This window comes from Clostridioides sp. ES-W-0016-02, assembly GCF_020641035.1.
In the GTDB taxonomy this organism is placed as follows: domain Bacteria; phylum Bacillota; class Clostridia; order Peptostreptococcales; family Peptostreptococcaceae; genus Clostridioides.
In genome coordinates this window covers 4,082,691-4,104,317 of sequence record NZ_CP061361.1, presented here as the reverse complement: position 1 = coordinate 4,104,317, position 21,627 = coordinate 4,082,691, and the positions used below count along the sequence as shown (strand labels likewise).

The window sequence follows — 21,627 nt, the reverse complement described above, 5'->3', positions numbered from 1 at the left end:
ATGAGTAAAAACTATATTAAAGTAAGTTAGGATGTGAAAAAGTGAAAGATACAATTCTTGTTGTGGATGATGAAAAGGAAATAAGAGACCTTGTAGAGATATACCTTTTAAATGATGGATATAATGTAATTAAGGCTAAAGATGGACAAGAAGCTTTAGATATTTTAGAAAAAGAAAATATTCATCTGATGGTATTGGATATAATGATGCCAAAGATGGATGGGATAGAAGTTTGTAGAAGAGTTAGAGTAAGTTTAAATATACCAATACTTATGTTGAGTGCCAAATCAGAGGATATGGATAAGATACAAGGAATAATGACAGGTGCAGATGACTATCTAACAAAGCCATTTAATCCACTTGAACTTACTGTGAGAGTAAAAGCATTACTTAGAAGAGCGTATTATTTTAGTGGTACTAACAAAGAAAATAAAGATGTCATAGAAGTTGGAGTGGTATTAATAGATAAGGAAAAGCATAGTGTAACAGTAGCTGGAAAGGATATATTTTTGACATCGAGAGAATTTGATATCTTGTATTTACTAGCAAATGATAAAGGTAGAGTATATAGTACAGAAGAGATATTTGAAAAAGTATGGAAAGAACAATACTACCAATCTAACAATACTGTAATGGTTCATATGAGTAGGATAAGAGATAAAATTGAAAAGTATACAGATGGAGAAAAAATAATTCATACTGTATGGGGGGTAGGATATAAAATTGAAAAATAAGAGTGTATTAAATTATATGTTTCGTCCTATAGTAGACTTTATAATAAGCTGTATTATAACCCTAATTATTATGTTAACAAGTGCATATATAATAAAGATATTATATATAAGAACTACTTTATCTACAATTAATTACTTTATGCTTAGTTTAAGAAATATTAGATCTGTTATAGGAGACAGCACATTATATTCAGTTTTATTTCTGACAGCATCATTATCAATTTATTCATTAATGTCATACAAGAGAAATAAAAAACTTGTAAATTTTCTAAAAGATACTGATAACAAAAATAAAAAACTAGAAATTATCATGGATGCTGTAAACTCAATGGAGGAAGGCGATTTAGAAAAAAGTATAGATATTGAGTATGAGTCAAATGGATTAAGTGATAAAAAAATTGATGAGATTGATGAACTTGCAAATAAAATCAATAGTATAGTTTATCAACTTAGAAATATAACTGTTGAAGAAAGACAGGCTCAACAAACTAAGACAGATTTAATAACAAATGTTTCACATGACCTAAGAACTCCTTTAACCTCAATAATGGGTTATCTAGGATTGATAGAAGATGGTAAGTATAAAGATGAAGTTCAGTTGATGTATTATGTTAATATTGCATATGAGAAATCAAAAAGTTTAAATATACTTATAAATGATTTATTTGAACTTACAAAAATGCAAAATAATACAATAAGATTAAAAAAAATAGACATAAACTTGGTAGAGCTATTAAGCCAAATAGTATCTCAACTTGGATTTTATTTTAAAAAAGAATTTATGGTTAGTAGAGTTAATTTCAATGAAGAAAAATTAATTATAAATGCTGACCCAAATAAATTGGTGAGAGCTTTTGAAAATCTTATAACCAATGCTATGAAATATGGAAAAGAAGGAATTTATGTGGATATAGTAACAGCAAAAAAAGGAAATATGGCTATTGCAAAAGTTATAAATTATGGAGAACCCATTCCAGTATTAGATTTACCAAATATATTTGATAGATTCTATAGAGTTGAAAAATCAAGAAATAGCAATGATGGAGGTTCTGGATTAGGTCTTGCAATTACAAAAAATATTGTGAATTTACATGGTGGGGAAATTACTGTTTCAAGTAATATACATCAAACTGTATTTGAGGTACAACTACCAATAATACAAGAAACTGTGTAATAAGATAAAAGTATGATTTAGATACACAAATATTTATAGCATAAAGTGTTTACAAAAATAAAAAAGTAATATATAATTTAAGTCAGTTTAATAAGATACTTATCAAGAATTAGGGGAGAGAGTTAGCTCAGCGATCCTATACCAACCTTTTATTAGGTGGTCCTGCTAACAACGATGAGATGATTGGAAATAATATACTCTTCTTATCAATAGTGGATAGGGGGAGTTTTTTTATAGATTTAAAGTAATAAATTTTTAAGTGATGATGGAGGATTCAAAAATGGAAAAAGTAGAAAGTTTTAAATTAGATCATACAAAAGTTAAAGCTCCTTTTGTGAGAAAGTGTAGTGTACTTGATGGAGTTAAAGGAGATAAAATAACTAAATTTGACTTGAGATTTTTACAACCAAATGTAGAAAGCTTTGGAACTGCTGCTATGCATGGTTTAGAACATTTATTAGCAACTTATTTAAGAGAGACATTAGATGGAGTGATAGATTTATCTCCAATGGGGTGCAGAACAGGATTTTATTTAATATTATGGGGAGATATAGATGCTAAAACAGTTAAAGATGGCTTAGAAAAGGCATTAAAGAAAGTAATTGAATCTGATAAAATGCCAGCTGCTACAGCTTTAGAATGTGGAAATTATAGAGACTTATCTTTATTTGGAGCAAAAGAATATGCAAAAGATGTTTTAGATAAAGGATTTTCTCTTAATATATATGGAGAATAATGTAATTGAAAGAGAACGTATAAGCATAAATCAAAGTGAGGTTCTAAGGTATTTACAATATAAAGGACAAGAAATAGATAAAGAACTTAAAGAAACTATTGATGAATGTATAGAAATAGCCAAAAACAAGATAAATCCTAGATATATATCTAGGATTTATCCTATCAAAATAAATAAAGATAAGATTGTAGAACTAGAGGGAACAAATTTAACCTTAAAAAGTAAGGATATATATGAACTTCTAAAAGACTGTGATGAATGTGTAATTATGGCAGCTACTTTGGGAATAGAGGTAGAAAAGGAAATAAAAAGATACTCTTACTCAGACTTAACAAGAGGACTAATAATTGATTCATGTGGAACAACAGCAATAGAAGAAGTATGCGATATTGTTCAAAATGATATAGAAAAGGTTTTTTTAAAACAAAACAAATTTATAACTATGCGATATAGCCCAGGATATGGGGACTTACCAATAGAAAAAAATATAGATATATTAAATGTTTTAAATGCTCAAAAACAAATAGGACTCACAATTACATCAAATGGGATTATGATACCAAGAAAATCAGTAGTAGCTATTATAGGCATTTCTAATTTGAAAATAGATAAATCAAAGAAAGAAAAATCGTGTGAAAATTGTAAAAACTACAGAAATTGTACATATAGAAAAGGAGCGAATTCTTGTGGAAATAAGACAATATCTAAAGGATAATATATTAATATTTGATGGTGCAATGGGAACAATGCTTCAACAAAAGGGGTTAAAAATAGGTGAAAATCCAGAAGTATTTGGTCTTCAAAATCCAGAAAAACTTATAGAGATACATACATCATATTTAGAAGCAGGCTCAAATGTAATTCTTACAAATACTTTTGGGTGTAATGAATTAAAATTAGATAGTGAATATACAGTAGAAAAAGTTATTGACAATGCTATTTTAGTAGCTAGAAAAGCTATAGAAAATGTAGATAACACTAAACCTAGATATGTAGCACTAGATATTGGTCCTATAGGAGAAATGTTAGAGCCTATGGGAACTTTAAGCTTTGACAGAGCATATGAGATATTTAAAAGACAAGTATTACAGGGAGTTAAATCTGGAGCTGATGTAATAGTAATAGAGACTATGATGGATTTATATGAAGCTAAAGCAGCCGTTTTAGCGGCTAAAGAGAATTCTGACTTACCTGTTTTCTGTACTATGACATTTGATGAGAGTGGGAGAAGTTTTACTGGATGTATGCCAGAAAGTATGGTTGCCACAATAGAAGGTCTGGGAGTTGATGCAATAGGAGTAAACTGTTCATTAGGTCCTAAACAGCTTTTGCCAATAGTCAAAAAAATTGTGTCAAGAGCTTCAATACCTGTAATGGTTCAAGCAAATGCAGGTTTACCAAATATAGTTGATGGAGAAGCTATCTATGATGTTGATGCAAAGGAATTTTTTGAGGGAGTCAAAAAATTTGTTGAAGCTGGAGCAACTATAATAGGCGGGTGTTGTGGCACAAATCCAAGCTTTATAAAAGAAATATCTGAAAATATAAGTTCTGTTAAAAAGGGAAGTACCGAAAAGATTGATAAATGTGTAGTTTGTTCGCCCTCAAAATTTGTGGAAGTAGAATCACCTACAGTTGTCGGAGAAAGATTAAATCCAACTGGTAGAAAATCTTTACAAGAAGCTTTAAAAAATGAAAATTTAGATTATGCAATAAATTTGGGGTTGGAACAAGTAAGTGCTGGTGCACAAATATTAGGCGTGAATGTTGGTTTACCAGAAATAAATGAAAAGAAATTAATGCCAAAGTTGATAAAAGAGATTCAAACAGTAGTAGATACACCATTACAAGTCGATTCTTCCAATGTAGAGGCTTTAGAACAAGGTCTTAGATATTATAATGGTAGAACAATTGTAAACTCTGTAAACGGCAAAGAAGAGTCCTTAGAAAGCATATTACCAATAGTTAAAAAGTATGGTGCATGTGTGGTTGGTCTTGCATTAGATGAAAAAGGTATACCTAAAAGAGCTGAGGAAAGATTTGAAATAGCAAAAAAAATAGTTGATAGAGCAGTTTCTTATGGAATAAAACCAAAAGATATATTTATAGATTGTTTATCACTAACTGTTTCAGCACAACAAGAGGAAGCAATAGAAACTATAAGAGCCATAACAATGGTTAAGACATTAGGGGTAAAAACTATACTAGGTGTTTCAAATATTTCATTTGGACTTCCAAATAGAAAAGCACTTAATGCTTCTTTTTTAACGCTAGCTTTAGGAGCAGGGCTTGACTTAGCAATTATAAATCCAAACGAATATAGTATGATGGAGGCTATTAATTCTTTTAGAATCTTAAATAATACAGATAAAGGCTGCGTAGATTATATAAATCAATATAGTAATATGAATAATTCAAAACAGTCTGATTCCACTATTAAAGCTAATAAAGACTTATCACTAGATGTTTTAGTTGAAAGGGGATTAAAAGAAGAAGCCAAAAATGAAACGTTGAATCTTTTAAAAGAGAAGGATGAAAATTATATATTAGATAAAATTTTAATTCCAGCTCTTGATAGAGTAGGAAAGAAATATGATAGTGGAGATATCTTTTTACCACAACTTATTCAATCAGCAGAAACAGTGAAAACTGCACTAAATACAATAAAAGAAACCTTAATAAGTAGAAGTAGTGATAATGTATCTAAAGGAAAAATAATAGTTGCTACAGTAAAAGGAGATATTCATGATATTGGAAAAAATATAGTAAAAATAATGCTAGAGAATTATGGATATGAAGTTATAGACTTAGGAAAAGATGTTCCAATTGAGGAAGTAGTAGAGGTTGCTAAAAAAAGAGATATAAAGTTAGTAGGGTTAAGTGCACTTATGACTACAACTGTTCAAAGTATGAAAGATACGATTCAAGCATTAAGAGATAATGAAATAAATGCAAAAGTATTTGTAGGTGGTGCTGTTTTGACAGAAGAATATGCTGAGGAAATGGGAGCTGACTATTATTCAAAGGATGCAAAATCTGCTGTTGAGATAGCAAAGCTAAATTTTTAGCATGTAAATCGAAATAAAGGTTTTACTAAATAGGATATTTTATATATAATATAAATATAAGTTTTAGAAACTTATGTCCAAAATAATAGGAATTAATCTATAATAATGAGATTAATTAATATAAAAAAATATTTATCATCAACATTAAAAAGGGCTGGGAAGTCTGGTATAACTTCCGTCAGCCCTTTTTAGTATAACAACACTTAAAAAGCCCAATTGCCATCTTTAAAAATCTGTATATGTTTTCCATCATGAGTTTCTCCGACAATATCCATATCCGAAGAACCAACCATAAAGTCAACATGTGTTAGACTATCATTTACTCCATACTCACCTAATTCTTCATCTTTCAAATCATTTCCACCATCTAAGCAAGTCTTATATGCAGAACCAATTGCAAAGTGGCAAGAAGCATTTTCATCATATAAAGTATTATAAAAAATAATATTTGTATCAGATATTGGAGAGTTATATGGAACAAGAGCAACCTCTCCTAGATAATGAGAACCCTCATCTGTTTCAATAAGTTTCTTTAATGTTTCTAGTCCCTTTTCAGCAGAGAAATCTACTATTTTACCATCCTTGAAAGTTAAAGAGAAATTATCAATTATATTTCCTCCATAAACAAGGGGTTTAGTACTGTATACAGTTCCATTGACTTTAAACTTGTGTGGCATTCCAAAAATCTCTTCAGTTGGAATGTTAGGATTAAAACTTATTCCGTTAGGGTCTTTAGATGCTCCACTTAACCAAATATGACCTTTTGGTAAATCTAAAGTTAAATCAGTTTTTGAAGATTTATACTTTAAAGTTTTAAAATTACTTTCATTTAAAAAATCCATTTTAGACTTTAGATTTTCATTATGTTCTTTCCATGATTTTATAGGGTCTTGTCCATCAACTCTTGAACACTTAAATATGGCATCCCATAATTTATCTATTGCTTCATCTTCTGATAAACTTGGAAATACTTTTTTTGCCCAATCTTTTGTTGGTACAGAAACTATACTCCATTTACATTTATCTGTTAGCGTATAAGAACGCCACTCTTTTAAAGCCTTTCCAGAAGCTTTTTGAAAGTTAGCAACTTTCTCAGGGTCAACATCTTTTAATAAATCAGGGTTTTGAGCATATACTGATAAAAATGCTCCACCTTCTTTAGCTATATCTACATATTGATCTGCTGTCCATTTTGGAAACTCATGAAATGCTTCGTTTGGAGCATATAAATATTTAATGAGAGTACTTTCTTCATCAGACCATTCTATATATACATTTTTAGCTCCACATTTATATGCTTCCCTCAGTGCATTTCTTGCAAAATCAGCACATTCGATTGGTGATTTTATAAGTAAAGTTTGACCTGGCTGTATGTTAACTCCGACCTTAATTGCTAACTCAGCATATTTTTCTAAATTTTTATTGAAATCCATATCTATCCTCCTGTATTTTTAACATTAAATAACTTATAAATATTATATCATTACTTAGATTTTGGGTCATATTTAAAATATTTATACTTAATAGACTGAGAAATAAAAAATATGTATTTTAATTAAAATAGATTGTTTAGATATATAATTGTAACTAAGATGTTATTTTTTGTTGATAATAGTATTAAAGTAGAAATAAAAATACTTTTTTAGTGAAAGGCTATACAAGAATACCGAAAAAAACTTATAATATAATAATGAGATAGATATTTATAATGAAATAAAAAATTTTCTGGCAAAGCTTATATATGTTTAAATATAGTAGTTTATATATTATGAACAGAAGATTTCAGTTAGGAGGGCATAAATGGAGCTTTATGAAGCCATTTTTTATAGAAAATCTGTAAGAAATTTTTCCAGTACAAAACTAAAAAAGCCATTAATGGAAGAAATAAAAAGAAGTTGTAAAAATTTAGAATACTTAAATGAAGATTTAAATATTAAAGCACATGTTGTTGATAGGGGTCATATAATACACTTTTTAATGGGGAAAGAATGTAAAGTAAAAGCACCTCATTATATAGTAGTCACATCAGATAAAGGAAAAGACTATTTACAAAATATAGGTTTTGCTACTGAAGGTATAGTATTACGTCTTACAACATTAGGAGTAGCTACTTGTTGGCTGGAGTCCACATTAAAAAGAGAAGATATCTTGGAATTTGTAGATATTGGAAACAAAGACCCAAGAGAAGATGAAGAAGACGATTTAGATTATTTAGCTGGAATAAAAACAGAAGAAGAAGATGAAAACAAAATAGAAAATCCATATATAATAATAGCTTTTGGATATCCGGCAAAAAATGAAGATTTATTTAGGACAAGATATGCTAGACCTGATAGAAAACCAGTAAAAGATATTATAAATAAAATAAATAGAAATAGAAAATGGAAAGAAATATTAGAATTTACAAGAAGAGCTCCATCTGTGAAAAACTCTCAACCTTGGTATTTTCACAAAGATGAACGAGGTCTTCATCTATTTGAAAAGAAACCTAAGAAACATTGTGAATATATGAATAAGGTTAGCTTAGGTGTAGGTTTAAGACATTTTGATATAGCATGTATAAAAAATAAAATAGATGTTTCATATGAAAAACTTCCTATAAAGAATAAAATAGGAAAATCATATTTTATAACTGTAGTTGAACATGTAAAACCAGAAGAAGAAACTCAAGATGAAAATTTAAGTTTGGAAAAAGAAGAATCACAAAATGAATAAAATTTTGAGAGGGGATAGTAGACATGTATAAGTGTGGGAAATGTAATCTTAGAGGCTGTTCAGATGGAGATATGGATAAGCTAATGAAGATATGCCCAACTAGGGAAGTTGAGTTACAAGAAAAAGCAAAAAAACTTTATGAAGAGGAAGAAAATAGAAAAATAGCTTATAATGCTGGATTAATTGAAACAGAGGGATACTGTCAATATACTAGGTTAAAAGAGATTATAGAGTTTGCTAAAAAATGTGACTATAAAAAAATTGGTATAGCATTTTGTATTGGTTTAAAAAGAGAAATGCAAACAGTACAAAAGGTATTTGAACATCATGGATTTGAAGTGTTTTCTGTTATATGTAAAAATGGAGCGATTCCTAAGACTACAGTTGGATTGAAGCCATCACAAACAATATCAAAATGTAAAGATGAAATAATGTGTAATCCAATAGGGCAAGCTTTATTTTTAAATGAGGCTAAAGTTGACCTTAATATAATTCTTGGATTATGTGTTGGTCATGATACATTAGCCATGAAATATATGGAAGCTCCTATAACAACTCTAATTGTCAAAGATAGAGTAACTGGGCATAATCCAGCTGCTGCTATATATAATGCAGAGTCTTATTTTGAAAAAAAATTATTTGATAAAGAGGAAGAATAATTCAAAGACTTATTGACATAAAAAGCAATTAGTGGTTTAATTATAAAAAAGATGAAACTTTAAAATATCCTTAAGATACATAAAGTTATATAAATAAAGAAAAAATATTATGACTAAATTCCTTAAACTAGTCCAGAGAGACTAAAGGGTTATAGATAGTGTTAATATATAACCTCTAGTAAATCACCTAGAGGTTTTTGATGAGTATAAAATAAAAAATTTAAATATAATAAAGTCTTTTAAACTAGTCCAGAGAGACTGGGAAAGATATCTCATAGCTAATTAATATCAAAGTTATGTATAGATAAAATCCTTGTGCCTCTTTTGGTGTAAGGATTTTTTTATGAGGATTTAGGCTTTATTAAAAAGGAGATATAAAAATGATAAATGGTAAAGAGAAGCTAATAGTTGCAATTGATACTGACAAATTTGATAAAGCTAAAGAACTAATAGACAAATTGGAAGATAGTGTAGATATATTTAAAGTAGGACTAGAACAATATGTGGCTACAAAAGGAAAGACAATAGACTATTTAAAAGAAAAAGGTAAAAAAATATTTCTAGACCTTAAATTCCATGATATTCCAAATACTATGAAAAGTGCAGTAAGAGCTGCAGTAAGAGATAATGTTTGGTTAATGACAATTCATGTATCAGATATGGAAGGGATGAGACAATGTGCACTAGTTGCTAAAGAAGAAGCAGAGAGATTAAATATAGAAAAACCTTTGGTGGTTGGAGTAACAGTTTTAACTTCATTAAGCAACCAAGACTTACAAGATATAGGATGTAATATGACAACAGAAGAATTGGCTATAAAGAGAGCTAAATTAGCAAAAGAATCAGGAATAGATGGAGTTGTTTGCTCAGCTCAAGAAGTAGATAAGATAGTAGAGGCATGTGGAACTGATTTTATAACAGTTTGCCCAGGGATAAGACCTAAGTCAGCAGAAGTTGGAGACCAAAAAAGAGTTGTTACTCCATCAGATGCAATAAAAAGAGGAGCTCATTATTTAGTTGTTGGAAGACCTATAACAAAAGCAGAAAGTCCAAGAGAATCAGCTATTAATATTGTAAAAGAAATAGAAAATGCTTAGATAAAACATTTGGGAGGTAGCTTATATGAAGGGGAAATTAATTTTAGAAGATGGAACAGTATTTGAAGGAAAAGCATTTGGATATTTAAAGGAAGCTGTTGGTGAAGTTGTGTTTAATACTTCAATGGCAGGATATGGTGAACTACTGACAGATGCAACTTATTATGGACAAATAGTGACAATGACATATCCACTTATAGGGAACTATGGAATAAATTTAGAAGATGTTGAATCAAATAAAGTACAAGTAAAAGGACTTATAGTAAGAGAAAAAAGTGACAACCCAAATAATTTTAGATGTGAAATGGATATAGACACATATCTAAAGCAAAACAAAGTAATTGGACTTGAAGGAATAGATACAAGAGCATTGACTAAGATTATTAGAAATAATGGAACAAAAAAAGGTATTATAACTTTAGAAAATGTATCATTACAAGAAATTCAGTCTAAATTAACAGAGTGTTGCAATAAAGATTCTGTTAAAAGTGTTACAAGAAAAGAAATTGAAAATATTAAAGGGACTGGTGTTAAAGTCTTAGTTGTAGACTTTGGTGTTAAAAATAGTATATTAGACTCACTGAAAGCTTGTAACTGTGACATAATGGTAGTACCAGCAATGACTACTTCAGAAGAAATTTTAAATATAAACCCTGACTTGATATTATTATCTAATGGGCCAGGTAATCCAGAAGATATAAATGATATAGTTGAAAATATAAAGAAATTAGTAGGCAAAAAACCACTAGCAGGAATCGGTTTAGGACATCAAACTTTGGCATTAGCATTAGGTGGAAAAACTTCAAAACTTGCATTTGGACATAGAGGAGGAAATCATCCAGTTAAATGTTTAGAAACAGGAAAAGTATTTATAACTTCTCAAAATCACGGATACAATGTTTCAGAAATGCCAGAAGATACAGAGATAACTCATGTAAATTTAAATGACAATACTATAGAAGGAATGAGACATAAGGAATTACCAATATATAGTGTTCAGTACATTCCAGAATACACAACAAAAGAAGATTTAGATTGTATATTTAATAAATTCTTAGCATTAATATAGATTTAGTATTATTTACAGATAGTAAAAACCATTTAGATAAGGAGAAAAATTTATGCCTAAATTAGATAGTATAAAGAAAACTTTAGTATTAGGGTCAGGACCAATAATAATAGGTCAAGCGGCAGAATTTGACTATTCAGGAACTCAAGCATGTCAATCTTTAAAAGAAGAAGGAATTGAAGTTGTATTAATAAATAGTAATCCAGCTACAATAATGACTGATAAAGAAGTGGCAGATAAAATATATATAGAACCATTAACAATAGAATTTATAGAAAAAATAATAGAAAAAGAAAGACCAGATAGCTTACTTGCAGGTATGGGTGGACAAACAGGATTAAACTTAGCAGTTGAGCTTTATGAAAAAGGCATACTAGATAAATATGGAGTAAAAATAATAGGTACTTCAGTAGAATCTATTAAAAAAGGTGAAGACAGAGATATATTTAGAGATGTAATGAAAGAAATAAATCAACCTGTAATAGTTAGTGATATAGTTACAGATTTACAAGCAGGTCTTGATTATGCACTTACAATAGGGTATCCAGTAGTTGTAAGACCAGCATACACATTAGGTGGAACTGGTGGAGGTATCGCTGATACTGAGGAAGAATTAAGAGAGATACTTTCACATGGATTGCAATTAAGTCCAGTTGGACAAGTATTAATTGAAAAAAGTATAAAAGGTTGGAAAGAAATAGAATATGAAGTAATAAGAGATTCAAAAGGAAACTGTATAGTTGTATGTAACATGGAAAATATAGACCCAGTTGGAGTTCATACAGGAGATAGTATAGTTGTTGCTCCAACACAAACTCTAAGCAATAAAGAATGTGCGATGCTTAAAAAAGCATCTTTAGATATATTAAATGCAGTAGAAGTTCAAGGTGGATGCAATGTTCAGTTTGCATTAAACCCACATAGTTTTGAATATGCAGTTATAGAGATAAATCCAAGAGTTAGTAGATCATCAGCATTAGCATCAAAAGCTACAGGATATCCAATAGCAAAAGTTTCATCAAAAATAGCTTTAGGATATACTTTGGATGAAATAGAAAATGCAGTAACTAAAAAAACTTATGCTTGTTTTGAGCCAACTATAGACTATGTAGTTGCTAAGATACCAAAATGGCCATTTGATAAATTTAAAAAGGCAAATAGAAAATTAGGAACTAAGATGATGGCAACTGGTGAAATAATGAGTATAGGAAGTAACTTTGAAGCTGCTATTCTTAAGGGAATAAGATCACTAGAAACAGGAAAATATTCATTAGTTCATGCTCCATCAGAAGAGAGAAGTATTGAAGCGTTGAAGAAAAGAGTTGTAGTACCTGATGATGAAAGATTGTTTGATTTAGCTGAAATGATAAGAAGAGGCTATAAAGTAGAAATGATAGAACAAATCACAGGAATAGACAAATGGTTTATAAATAAATTTAAATGGATAGTTGAGCAAGAAGAAAAATTAAAAGTTATGAAGATTGAAGACTTAACTAAAGATTATCTTCTTGAGTTAAAGAAAAAAGGATTCTCTGATAAAGGTATATCTGACTTAATGAAGATAAGCCCAGAAAAATTATACGAATTAAGAAGTCTATATAACATAAAACCAGCATACAAAATGGTTGATACATGTGCAGGAGAAATAGATGCGATATCTCCATATTATTACTCAACTTATGAGCAATATGATGAAGTAGTTGTAAGTGATAAGAAAAAAGTAATAGTGTTAGGCTCTGGACCAATAAGAATAGGTCAAGGTATAGAATTTGACTATTGTTCAGTTCACTGTGTAAAATCTTTGAGAAAGATGGATATAGAAACTATAATCATAAACAATAACCCTGAGACAGTAAGTACAGATTTTGATACATCAGATAAACTATATTTTGAACCATTAACAGAAGAAGAAGTTTTAAGTATAATTGAAAAAGAAAAACCAGAAGGTGTAATATTACAATTTGGAGGACAAACAGCTATAAAACTAGCTAAGTTCTTACATGAGAAAAATATACCTATATTGGGAACTGATTTTGATGATATAGATGCAGCGGAAGATAGAGAAAAATTTGATGATTTATTAGAAAAACTAGACATAAACAGACCAAAAGGAAAAGGTGTATGGTCACTTAATGAAGGTATTGAAGTTGCTAATGAATTAGGTTATCCAGTATTAGTTAGACCATCTTATGTACTTGGTGGTCAAGGTATGGAAATAACTTACAATGAAGAAAAATTATCTCAATACCTACAGGATGCATTTGATAGAGACCATAAGAATCCAGTACTTATAGACAAGTATTTAACTGGTAGAGAAATAGAAGTAGATGCCATATGTGATAAAGAAGATATATTAATACCTGGAATAATGGAACACTTAGAAAGAGCTGGAGTTCACTCTGGAGATAGTACGACAATGTATCCAAGCCAAAATATATCTGATAAGATAAAAGAAAAGATAGTAGAATATACTAAAAAAATAGCTTTAGACCTTAATGTACTTGGTATGGTTAATATACAATTTATAGAATTCCAGAATGAATTATATATAATAGAGGTTAATCCTAGAGCCAGTAGAACAGTACCATATATAAGTAAAGTGAGTGGGGTACCAATAGTTGATTTAGCTACTAAATGTATGTTAGGAGCTAAATTAAAGGATTTAGGATATGGTACAGGAGTTTATAAAGAGCCTAAACTAGTATCAGTAAAAGTGCCAGTATTCTCAATGTCTAAATTAGCTAAAGTTGAAGTAAGTCTTGGACCTGAAATGAAATCTACAGGAGAAGTTTTAGGTGTAGGAGAAAATCTAGAAGAAGCTCTATATAAAGGATTCTTGGCTGCAGGTAGACATATGTCTGACGAAAGAGGAGTAGTACTTGCTACTGTTAATAATAACGATAAAGATGAGTTTATAGCAATAGCAAAAGATATGAAAGAGTTAGGATACACTTTTGTTGCTACAGAAGGGACAGCTAAGAGTCTAAGAGAAAATGGAATAGAAGCTGATATAGTAAACAGAGTGGAAGAATCTAGACCAAACATACTAGATGCTATAAGAAATAAACAAGTTGATATAGTAATAAATACACCTACTAAAGGTAATGACTCAACAAGAGATGGATTTAAAATGAGAAGAACAGCTATTGAATTTTCTACTGAAATAATGACATCTTTAGATACACTAAAAGCTCTAGTAGAGGTTAAGAAAAAACACCTAAACAAAGATAAGTTAAAAGTTTACAATATAGCTGAATAGAAATTAAGTTGATTGTATAGTTTAAGAATTTAATCATTAAATTAAAAAGAAGAAGTTATTTTTTCTATGAGTTTTTACTTTTGAGATAACTTCTTTTTTTTAAGAAATTTGTAGTATAATAGAAAAAGATAAAAAATAAATGTAAATAAGTATAAAACTAGAATGTAAAAGTGAAAAATAGATATAGATATTTAAAAGATTATATTTAGTTAATGTTCTTTAGTTTGCCTAAAGAGAATTATAGGAGGTACTGTAATATGAAAGCAAGGTTAATATTAGAAGATGGGACAGTTTTTATAGGAAAAGCATTTGGATATTTAGAAGAAAGTGTAGGAGAAGTAGTATTTAACACTTCGATGATAGGATATGGTGAAGTTTTAACAGACCCTTCTTACTATGGTCAAATAGTTACTATGACTTATCCTCTTATAGGAAATTATGGTATAAATTTATCATCAGCAGAATCTGAAAAAGTGCAAGTGAAAGGATTTATAGTAAGAGAAAAAAGTGATTCTCCAAGTAATTTTAGATGTGAGATTGATATAGACCAATATTTAAAGCAAAATAAAGTGATAGGACTAGAAGGAATAGATACAAGAGCTTTAACTAAGATACTTAGAAATAATGGGACAATGAAAGGTATAATTACATTAGAAGATAGCAAGTTAGAAGATGTTAAACATAAATTAGATAAGTTTTCAAATACAGAAGCAGTTAGAACGGTTACAAGAAAAGAAGTAGAGCATATAGAAGGAAATGGACCAAAAGTAGCTGTTATGGATTTTGGAGTTAAAAGAAATATCTTAAGATCATTTATAGCTCGTGGATGTGATATAACAATATTCCCAGCTACAACATCTCCAGAAGATGTATTAAGTATAAACCCTGATTTAATATTTTTATCAAATGGGCCTGGAGACCCAGAGGATTTAGAAGATGTTATAGAAAATATAAAAGCTCTAATTGGTAAAAAGCCTATAGTTGGAATATGCTTAGGGCATCAGCTTTTAGCCCTAGCTCTTGGAGGAAAAACTGCTAAACTTAAGTTTGGACATAGAGGTGGAAATCATCCAGTTAAAGATTTAGAAGAGGGAAAAGTATTTATAACTTCTCAAAATCATGGATATTATGTTTCAGAAGTTCCTAAACAAATGAAAGTGACACATATAAATTTAAATGATAATACTGTTGAGGGAATGAGACATGAGAAGCTAGATGTATACAGTGTTCAATACCACCCTGAAGCTTGTCCAGGGCCAAAAGATAATGACTATATTTTCGATAAGTTTTTAGAGTTCGTAAAATAAATAATATCAATATATATAATATATAACTAAAAATAAGACTAACTTAAATCAAAAAAATATTGGTTTAATTAATATAGATATAATAAATAATCTCAAATTTAATATGGAATAAAATAATTAAAATTGATTGTATAGATTATGAAGATAGAAACTGTGAAAATTGTTTAGATAAGGAGAAAGAGTTATGCCTAAATTAGATAGTATAAAGAAAACTTTAGTATTAGGGTCAGGGCCAATAATAATAGGTCAAGCAGCAGAGTTTGACTACTCAGGAACACAGGCCTGCCAAGCATTAAAAGAAGAGGGAATAGAAGTTGTATTAGTAAATAGTAATCCAGCGACGATAATGACTGATAAAGAAATTGCAGATAAAATATATATAGAACCATTAACAATAGAATTTATAGAAAAAATAATAGAAAAAGAAAGACCAGATAGCTTACTTGCAGGTATGGGTGGTCAAACAGGACTAAACTTGGCTGTAGAATTACATGATGCTGGTATACTAGATAAATATAATGTAAAAGTTATAGGTACATCTATAGAGTCTATAAAAAAGGGTGAGGATAGAGATTTATTTAGAGAAGTAATGAAAGAAATAAATCAACCTGTAATAGTTAGTGATATAGTTACAAACCTAGAAGCAGGTCTTGAATTTGCAAGCAAAATAGGATATCCAGTGGTTGTAAGACCAGCATATACACTAGGTGGAACTGGTGGAGGTATAGCTGATACTGAGGAAGAATTAAGAGAGATACTTTCACATGGATTGCAATTAAGTCCAGTAGGTCAAGTTCTTCTTGAAAAGAGTATAAAAGGTTGGAAAGAAATAGAATATGAAGTAATGAGAGATGGGAATGGAAACTGTATAACTGTATGTAACATGGAAAATGTAGACCCAGTTGGAGTTCATACAGGAGATAGTATAGTTGTTGCTCCAAGTCAAACTTTAAGTGATGAAGAATACCAACTACTTAGAAAAGCATCAATAGATATAATAAATGCAATAGAAGTTCAAGGTGGATGTAATGTTCAAATAGCTTTAAATCCACATAGCTTAGAATATGCAATAATAGAAATAAATCCAAGAGTTAGTAGATCATCAGCACTAGCATCAAAAGCTACAGGATATCCAATAGCAAAAGTGGCAGCTAAGATAGCCTTAGGATATACTTTGGATGAAATAGAAAATGCAGTAACTAAAAAAACTTATGCTTGTTTTGAGCCAACTTTAGATTATGTAGTAGTAAAAATACCAAAATGGCCATTTGATAAATTTAAAAAGGCAAATAGAAAATTAGGGACTAAGATGATGGCAACTGGTGAAATAATGAGTATAGGAAGCAACTTTGAAGCTGCTATTCTTAAGGGAATAAGATCACTAGAAACAGGAAAATATTCATTAGTTCATGCTCCATCAGAAGGTAGAACGTTAGAAGAGCTAAAGAAAAGAGTTGTAGTACCTGATGATGAAAGATTGTTTGATTTAGCTGAAATGATAAGAAGAGGCTATAAAGTAGAAATGATAGAAGAAATCACTGGTGTTGATAAGTGGTTTATAAATAAATTTAAATGGATAGTTGAGCAAGAAGAAAAATTAAAAGGTCTTAAAATAGAAGATTTAGATAAGGAATACTTACATGAATTAAAGAAAAAAGGATTCTCTGATAAAGGTATATCTGACTTAATGAAGATAAGCCCAGAAAAATTATACGAATTAAGAAGTCTATACAATATACAACCTGTTTATAAAATGGTTGATACATGTGGAGGAGAATTTGAAGCTCTATCTCCATATTACTACTCAACTTATGAGCAATATGATGAAGTAGTTGTAAGTGATAAGAGAAAAGTTGTAGTATTAGGTTCTGGACCAATAAGAATAGGTCAAGGTATAGAATTTGACTATTGTTCAGTTCACTGTGTAAAATCTTTAAGAAAAATGGGTATAGAAACTATAATTGTAAACAATAACCCTGAAACAGTAAGTACAGATTTTGATACATCAGATAAACTATATTTTGAACCATTAACAGAAGAAGAAGTTTTAAACATAATTGAAAAAGAAAAACCAGAAGGTGTAATACTACAATTTGGAGGACAAACAGCTATAAAACTAGCTAAGTTCTTACATGAGAAAAAAATACCTATATTGGGAACTGATTTTGATGATATAGATGCAGCAGAAGATAGAGAAAAATTTGACGACTTATTAGAGAGATTAGATATAAATAGACCAAAAGGAAAAGGTGTATGGACAACTAATGAGGGTATTGAAGTTGCTAATGAATTAGGTTATCCAGTATTAGTTAGACCATCTTATGTACTTGGTGGTCAAGGTATGGAAATAACTTATAACGAGGAAAAATTAACTCAGTATTTAGATGATGCCTTTGCCAGAGACCATAAGAATCCAGTACTTATAGATAAATATCTAACTGGTAGAGAAATAGAAGTAGATGCCATATGTGATAAAGAAGATATATTAATACCTGGAATAATGGAACATTTAGAAAGAGCTGGAGTTCACTCTGGAGATAGTACGACAATGTATCCAAGCCAAAATATATCTGATAAGATAAAAGACAAAATTCTAGAATATACTAAAAAAATAGCTTTAGACCTTAATGTAATTGGTATGGTTAATATACAATTTATAGAATTCCAGAATGAATTATATATAATAGAGGTTAATCCTAGAGCCAGTAGAACAGTACCATATATAAGTAAAGTGAGTGGGGTACCAATAGTTGACTTAGCTACTAAATGTATGTTAGGAGCTAAATTAAAGGATTTAGGATATGGTACAGGAGTTTATAAAGAGCCTAAACTAGTATCAGTAAAAGTGCCAGTATTCTCAATGTCTAAATTAGCTAAAGTTGAAGTAAGTCTTGGACCTGAAATGAAATCTACAGGAGAAGTTTTAGGTGTAGGAGAAAATCTAGAAGAAGCTCTATATAAAGGATTCTTAGCCGCAGGCAGACATATGTCTGACGAAAGAGGAGTAGTACTTGCTACTGTTAATAATAACGATAAAGAAGAGTTTATAGAAATAGCAAAAGATATGAAAGAGTTAGGATACACTTTTGTTGCTACAGAAGGTACAGCTAAGAGTCTAAGAGAGAATGGAATAGAAGCTGATATAGTAAATAGAGTTGAAGAGCCTAGACCAAATATACTAGATGCTATAAGAAATAAACAAGTTGATATAGTAATAAATACACCTACTAAAGGTAATGACTCAACAAGAGACGGATTTAAAATGAGAAGAACAGCTATTGAATTTTCTACTGAAATAATGACATCTTTAGATACATTAAAAGCCTTAGTAGAGGTTAAGAAAAAGCATATAAATAAAGATAAATTAAAAGTTTATAATATAGCAGAATAAAAAACAAAATAATATTTAGATTAATTAAAGGCGTTAGTTCCTAGGAGCTTTCGCCTTTAATTAATACTCGATAATTATTTTCTTATGTGAACTAAAATAAATATCAATCTTGATACTATCAGTCTTTTCTTTAATCATTAGATAGAGGATAAGAGTGGTAGTCATGAATTTCTTCATGTATAAGATTTTCATATTTATCATAATAGTATTTAATTGTAACAACTATTTTATCTCCTTTAGATACATTTCTATAGAGTTTTTTATTTTTAATAGAGTAGACCTCATCTTTATATATGGCATTAACTATAAAAATTTCTGACTCATAATCAAATGTACCCATTACTGGATTATAGTGTTTTGAATCTTCTTTATAGCAGAAGCTTTCAACAGTCATTATATAAGTTCCAAATGAAATCCATTTGGTACCTTTAAATAAATTTACTTTCTCATTAATATATGAAACGCCTGGCGTATCAAGAATTTTTTCTAATAATATTTTTTTCTCCATATACAAAAACTCCTTTCATAGTACCTATTAATATCGTAGTACTTACTCGTATAAATAAAACAAAACTATATTTATTAATGTGACTACATAACATAGTCATTTTCTATTTCTTTCTTTAATCTATTAATTATAATGCTTAAAATTATCAATATAACTACTACAATTATCAAAGCTATAATCAACCAAGGTGGAACTATGTGACCAAAACCTCTATTGGCTGTAAATGCAGCAGCTGCAACAAGCCATCCAAATAAATTTAAAAATAAGAGCCTTGAATTTGATAATCTTCGCAATAAAACTTTTTTAGGTTCTATTTTTTGTTTAAACATTGAGCGTAATTCTACTGACATCTCACCATCACCATCAAATCTTTCAATTGCCTTATTTTGTGCTTCATCTATTTTATATCCATTTTCAATAAATTCATTTGCAGATGTTGTTAGATGTTCTCTTAGCTCTTCTTTTAAATCTTGAATTTCTTTGTTATTTTCACTCTTATATAGTGTTTCTAAATACTCTTCTATTATTTTCATAAATCTAATCCCCCTTCTTTAGAAACTTGTTCATAATATCTTGTATAAAGTACCACTCTTGAATTTTTACTTCTAAGTTGTCCTTTCCATCATCTGTTATATTGTAATACTTTCTCCTGCTTCCTACGCCTTGGTCATTTCCCCAATAAGATTTTATCAAGCCCTTAGATTCTAATCTTTTAAGAGACACATAGAGTGTACTTTCTTTTAATTCAAATGTAGTTTCATCTCTAACTACTTTTGCTATTTCATATCCATATGAATCTCCTTTGCTTAGTATTGATAATATTAAAGTATCAATATGACCTTTAAGCACTTCTTTGTTTAAGTCCATAAATTCACCTACTTTATTTTATCATATACCTCGTAATATAAGGTATATAGATATATAATAAAACATTTCATATTATTTTCCAAGTCTAAACTATAAAATTTTAATTATTATTTAAAAAGGGCATTCCATTTATGATTTAAAAATCATTTGGAAACGCCCTTTTTATAATACCTGATTATACTAGACATCTTAAATCAATTTCTCTCTTTTTAACCTGTATCTGAATTTCGGTTAGAAGTTCATCTTCATTGTTTGTAGACAGAGGGTCTATTATAGGTATCTCATATATATAATTTTCAATAGGTATCCTTTTATAATCAACATAATCAACTAACTTTTTAAAAGCAGTATAATTTTCTCTGTAAGAGCCTTTATATGTCATACAAATAAAATCACCAGCTGAAATTTCAGATATATATTTTTGAGACTTAGCATCAAATAAATCTCTTTCAACATTTACAAAGCTATTTTCATAGATGACTTTATCTTCCTTTAAGAATTTATCTATAGATACAAGACCACTTACTCCACCATAAAACACAGAGATATTATCTTCTAGTATATTTGCTATTTGTCTTCTGGAAAGCTCCATAGTTTCTTCATTACTTAAACCTTCTTCATATTCTATGGATAAAATACTTCTTCTTGGAATATGTTTTCTTACTATTTTACCTACTTCATCTACTCTCATACCTTTTTCCATTGTTTCTTTTTTTGTACTTAATACTTTTTTTATAAGTTCTAATTCTTTAATTTTTTCATCTACGATATTAATCTTATTGGTTAATAATTTTAGAATTTCTTCATTGTTTTCATCTAATTTTTCTTTGATTTCTTTTAATGGCATACCTAGATACTTTAAGTATTTTATAATATCCAATTGTGAAAATTGGTCAATTGAGTAATATCTGTAATTGCTTTCTTGGTCAACATGAACAGGTTTAAATAAATCTATTTGGTCATAGTATCTTAGCGTTTGTATGCTTATTTTGTGAAGTTTTGACATTTCGCCTATTGAAAACTTTTTACTCATATAATCACCT

Annotated in this window: 17 protein-coding genes; 12 read left to right on the top strand and 5 right to left on the bottom strand. The window is 29.3% G+C overall.

What is annotated here, in order from left to right:
• Nucleotides 1–41: 41 nt before the first annotated feature.
• The 5 genes from IC758_RS19010 (at nt 42) to IC758_RS18990 (ending at nt 5,712) form a co-directional block, all read left to right on the top strand.
• On the top strand, nt 42–734 hold the full coding sequence (locus tag IC758_RS19010) for a response regulator transcription factor (RefSeq protein WP_227860669.1): 693 nt from the start codon (nt 42–44) through the stop codon (nt 732–734).
• Nucleotides 724–1,908 carry an ATP-binding protein gene (locus IC758_RS19005; RefSeq protein ID WP_227436421.1) on the top strand — a complete coding sequence of 395 codons (1,185 nt, stop codon included), beginning with the start codon at nt 724–726 and terminating at the stop codon, nt 1,906–1,908. The genes IC758_RS19010 and IC758_RS19005 overlap by 11 nt, the downstream gene beginning before the upstream one ends.
• A 280-nt stretch (nt 1,909–2,188) precedes the next feature.
• Complete coding sequence (locus IC758_RS19000) at nt 2,189–2,644, top strand: S-ribosylhomocysteine lyase (RefSeq protein ID WP_227436419.1); 456 nt, start codon at nt 2,189–2,191, stop codon at nt 2,642–2,644.
• Nucleotides 2,634–3,359, top strand: coding sequence for a vitamin B12 dependent-methionine synthase activation domain-containing protein (locus IC758_RS18995; RefSeq protein ID WP_227436417.1), 726 nt, complete (start codon nt 2,634–2,636; stop codon nt 3,357–3,359). Before IC758_RS19000 ends, IC758_RS18995 begins: the two co-directional genes overlap by 11 nt.
• A complete protein-coding gene (locus tag IC758_RS18990) occupies nt 3,331–5,712 on the top strand; it encodes a homocysteine S-methyltransferase family protein (protein ID WP_227860668.1) in 2,382 nt (793 codons plus the stop codon). The genes IC758_RS18995 and IC758_RS18990 overlap by 29 nt, the downstream gene beginning before the upstream one ends.
• Before the next feature lie 203 nt (nt 5,713–5,915).
• On the opposite strand, the gene IC758_RS18985 is transcribed toward IC758_RS18990, so the two are convergent.
• Nucleotides 5,916–7,145, bottom strand: a complete 1,230-nt coding sequence (locus IC758_RS18985) for an aminopeptidase (RefSeq protein WP_227860667.1) — start codon at nt 7,143–7,145, stop codon at nt 5,916–5,918.
• A 367-nt stretch (nt 7,146–7,512) separates the two neighbouring features.
• On the opposite strand from IC758_RS18985, the gene IC758_RS18980 reads away from it, so the two are divergent.
• From IC758_RS18980 to carB (IC758_RS18950), 7 genes are all read left to right on the top strand, one after another.
• A complete protein-coding gene (locus tag IC758_RS18980) occupies nt 7,513–8,427 on the top strand; it encodes a nitroreductase family protein (protein WP_227860666.1) in 915 nt (304 codons plus the stop codon).
• Between the two features lie 23 nt (nt 8,428–8,450).
• Nucleotides 8,451–9,086, top strand: a complete 636-nt coding sequence (locus IC758_RS18975; RefSeq protein WP_227825054.1) for a DUF1847 domain-containing protein — start codon at nt 8,451–8,453, stop codon at nt 9,084–9,086.
• Nucleotides 9,087–9,466: 380 nt separating this feature from the next.
• The gene (gene pyrF / locus IC758_RS18970) at nt 9,467–10,183 is read left to right on the top strand and encodes an orotidine-5'-phosphate decarboxylase (protein ID WP_227860665.1); all 717 of its coding nucleotides are present in this window, start codon (nt 9,467–9,469) and stop codon (nt 10,181–10,183) included.
• A gap of 25 nt (nt 10,184–10,208) precedes the next feature.
• Nucleotides 10,209–11,252: a glutamine-hydrolyzing carbamoyl-phosphate synthase small subunit gene (gene carA / locus IC758_RS18965; protein WP_227825053.1), complete on the top strand. Its 1,044-nt coding sequence runs from the start codon at nt 10,209–10,211 to the stop codon at nt 11,250–11,252.
• Nucleotides 11,253–11,304: 52 nt separating this feature from the next.
• On the top strand, nt 11,305–14,511 hold the full coding sequence (gene carB / locus IC758_RS18960; RefSeq protein WP_227825052.1) for a carbamoyl-phosphate synthase large subunit: 3,207 nt from the start codon (nt 11,305–11,307) through the stop codon (nt 14,509–14,511).
• Nucleotides 14,512–14,768: 257 nt separating this feature from the next.
• Nucleotides 14,769–15,818, top strand: a complete 1,050-nt coding sequence (carA, locus tag IC758_RS18955; RefSeq protein WP_227825051.1) for a glutamine-hydrolyzing carbamoyl-phosphate synthase small subunit — start codon at nt 14,769–14,771, stop codon at nt 15,816–15,818.
• A 184-nt stretch (nt 15,819–16,002) separates the two neighbouring features.
• Nucleotides 16,003–19,209: a carbamoyl-phosphate synthase large subunit gene (gene carB / locus IC758_RS18950; RefSeq protein ID WP_227825050.1), complete on the top strand. Its 3,207-nt coding sequence runs from the start codon at nt 16,003–16,005 to the stop codon at nt 19,207–19,209.
• A gap of 130 nt (nt 19,210–19,339) precedes the next feature.
• On the opposite strand, the gene IC758_RS18945 is transcribed toward carB (IC758_RS18950), so the two are convergent.
• From IC758_RS18945 to IC758_RS18930, 4 genes are all read right to left on the bottom strand, one after another.
• Nucleotides 19,340–19,717, bottom strand: a complete 378-nt coding sequence (locus IC758_RS18945) for a DNA polymerase III subunit delta (protein ID WP_227437582.1) — start codon at nt 19,715–19,717, stop codon at nt 19,340–19,342.
• A gap of 83 nt (nt 19,718–19,800) precedes the next feature.
• Nucleotides 19,801–20,250, bottom strand: coding sequence for a permease prefix domain 1-containing protein (locus IC758_RS18940; protein WP_227825049.1), 450 nt, complete (start codon nt 20,248–20,250; stop codon nt 19,801–19,803).
• Between the two features lie 4 nt (nt 20,251–20,254).
• Nucleotides 20,255–20,584: a PadR family transcriptional regulator gene (locus IC758_RS18935; RefSeq protein WP_227437578.1), complete on the bottom strand. Its 330-nt coding sequence runs from the start codon at nt 20,582–20,584 to the stop codon at nt 20,255–20,257.
• 175 nt (nt 20,585–20,759) lie between these two features.
• The gene (locus tag IC758_RS18930; RefSeq protein ID WP_227437576.1) at nt 20,760–21,617 is read right to left on the bottom strand and encodes a MerR family transcriptional regulator; all 858 of its coding nucleotides are present in this window, start codon (nt 21,615–21,617) and stop codon (nt 20,760–20,762) included.
• Between the last annotated feature and the right edge of the window lie 10 nt (nt 21,618–21,627).

Excerpts from the sequence above, each read along its gene's own strand:
- IC758_RS19000 (WP_227436419.1), top strand. The coding sequence starts at position 2,189 with ATGGAAAAAGTAGAAAGTTTTAAATTAGATCATACAAAAGTTAAAGCT.
- IC758_RS18995 (WP_227436417.1), top strand. The coding sequence starts at position 2,634 with ATGGAGAATAATGTAATTGAAAGAGAACGTATAAGCATAAATCAAAGT.
- IC758_RS18985 (WP_227860667.1), bottom strand. The coding sequence starts at position 7,145 with ATGGATTTCAATAAAAATTTAGAAAAATATGCTGAGTTAGCAATTAAG.
- IC758_RS18980 (WP_227860666.1), top strand. The coding sequence starts at position 7,513 with ATGGAGCTTTATGAAGCCATTTTTTATAGAAAATCTGTAAGAAATTTT.
- IC758_RS18975 (WP_227825054.1), top strand. The coding sequence starts at position 8,451 with ATGTATAAGTGTGGGAAATGTAATCTTAGAGGCTGTTCAGATGGAGAT.
- pyrF (WP_227860665.1), top strand. The coding sequence starts at position 9,467 with ATGATAAATGGTAAAGAGAAGCTAATAGTTGCAATTGATACTGACAAA.
- carA (WP_227825053.1), top strand. The coding sequence starts at position 10,209 with ATGAAGGGGAAATTAATTTTAGAAGATGGAACAGTATTTGAAGGAAAA.
- carB (WP_227825052.1), top strand. The coding sequence starts at position 11,305 with ATGCCTAAATTAGATAGTATAAAGAAAACTTTAGTATTAGGGTCAGGA.
- carA (WP_227825051.1), top strand. The coding sequence starts at position 14,769 with ATGAAAGCAAGGTTAATATTAGAAGATGGGACAGTTTTTATAGGAAAA.
- carB (WP_227825050.1), top strand. The coding sequence starts at position 16,003 with ATGCCTAAATTAGATAGTATAAAGAAAACTTTAGTATTAGGGTCAGGG.
- IC758_RS18945 (WP_227437582.1), bottom strand. The coding sequence starts at position 19,717 with ATGGAGAAAAAAATATTATTAGAAAAAATTCTTGATACGCCAGGCGTT.
- IC758_RS18940 (WP_227825049.1), bottom strand. The coding sequence starts at position 20,250 with ATGAAAATAATAGAAGAGTATTTAGAAACACTATATAAGAGTGAAAAT.
- IC758_RS18935 (WP_227437578.1), bottom strand. The coding sequence starts at position 20,584 with ATGGACTTAAACAAAGAAGTGCTTAAAGGTCATATTGATACTTTAATA.
- IC758_RS18930 (WP_227437576.1), bottom strand. The coding sequence starts at position 21,617 with ATGAGTAAAAAGTTTTCAATAGGCGAAATGTCAAAACTTCACAAAATA.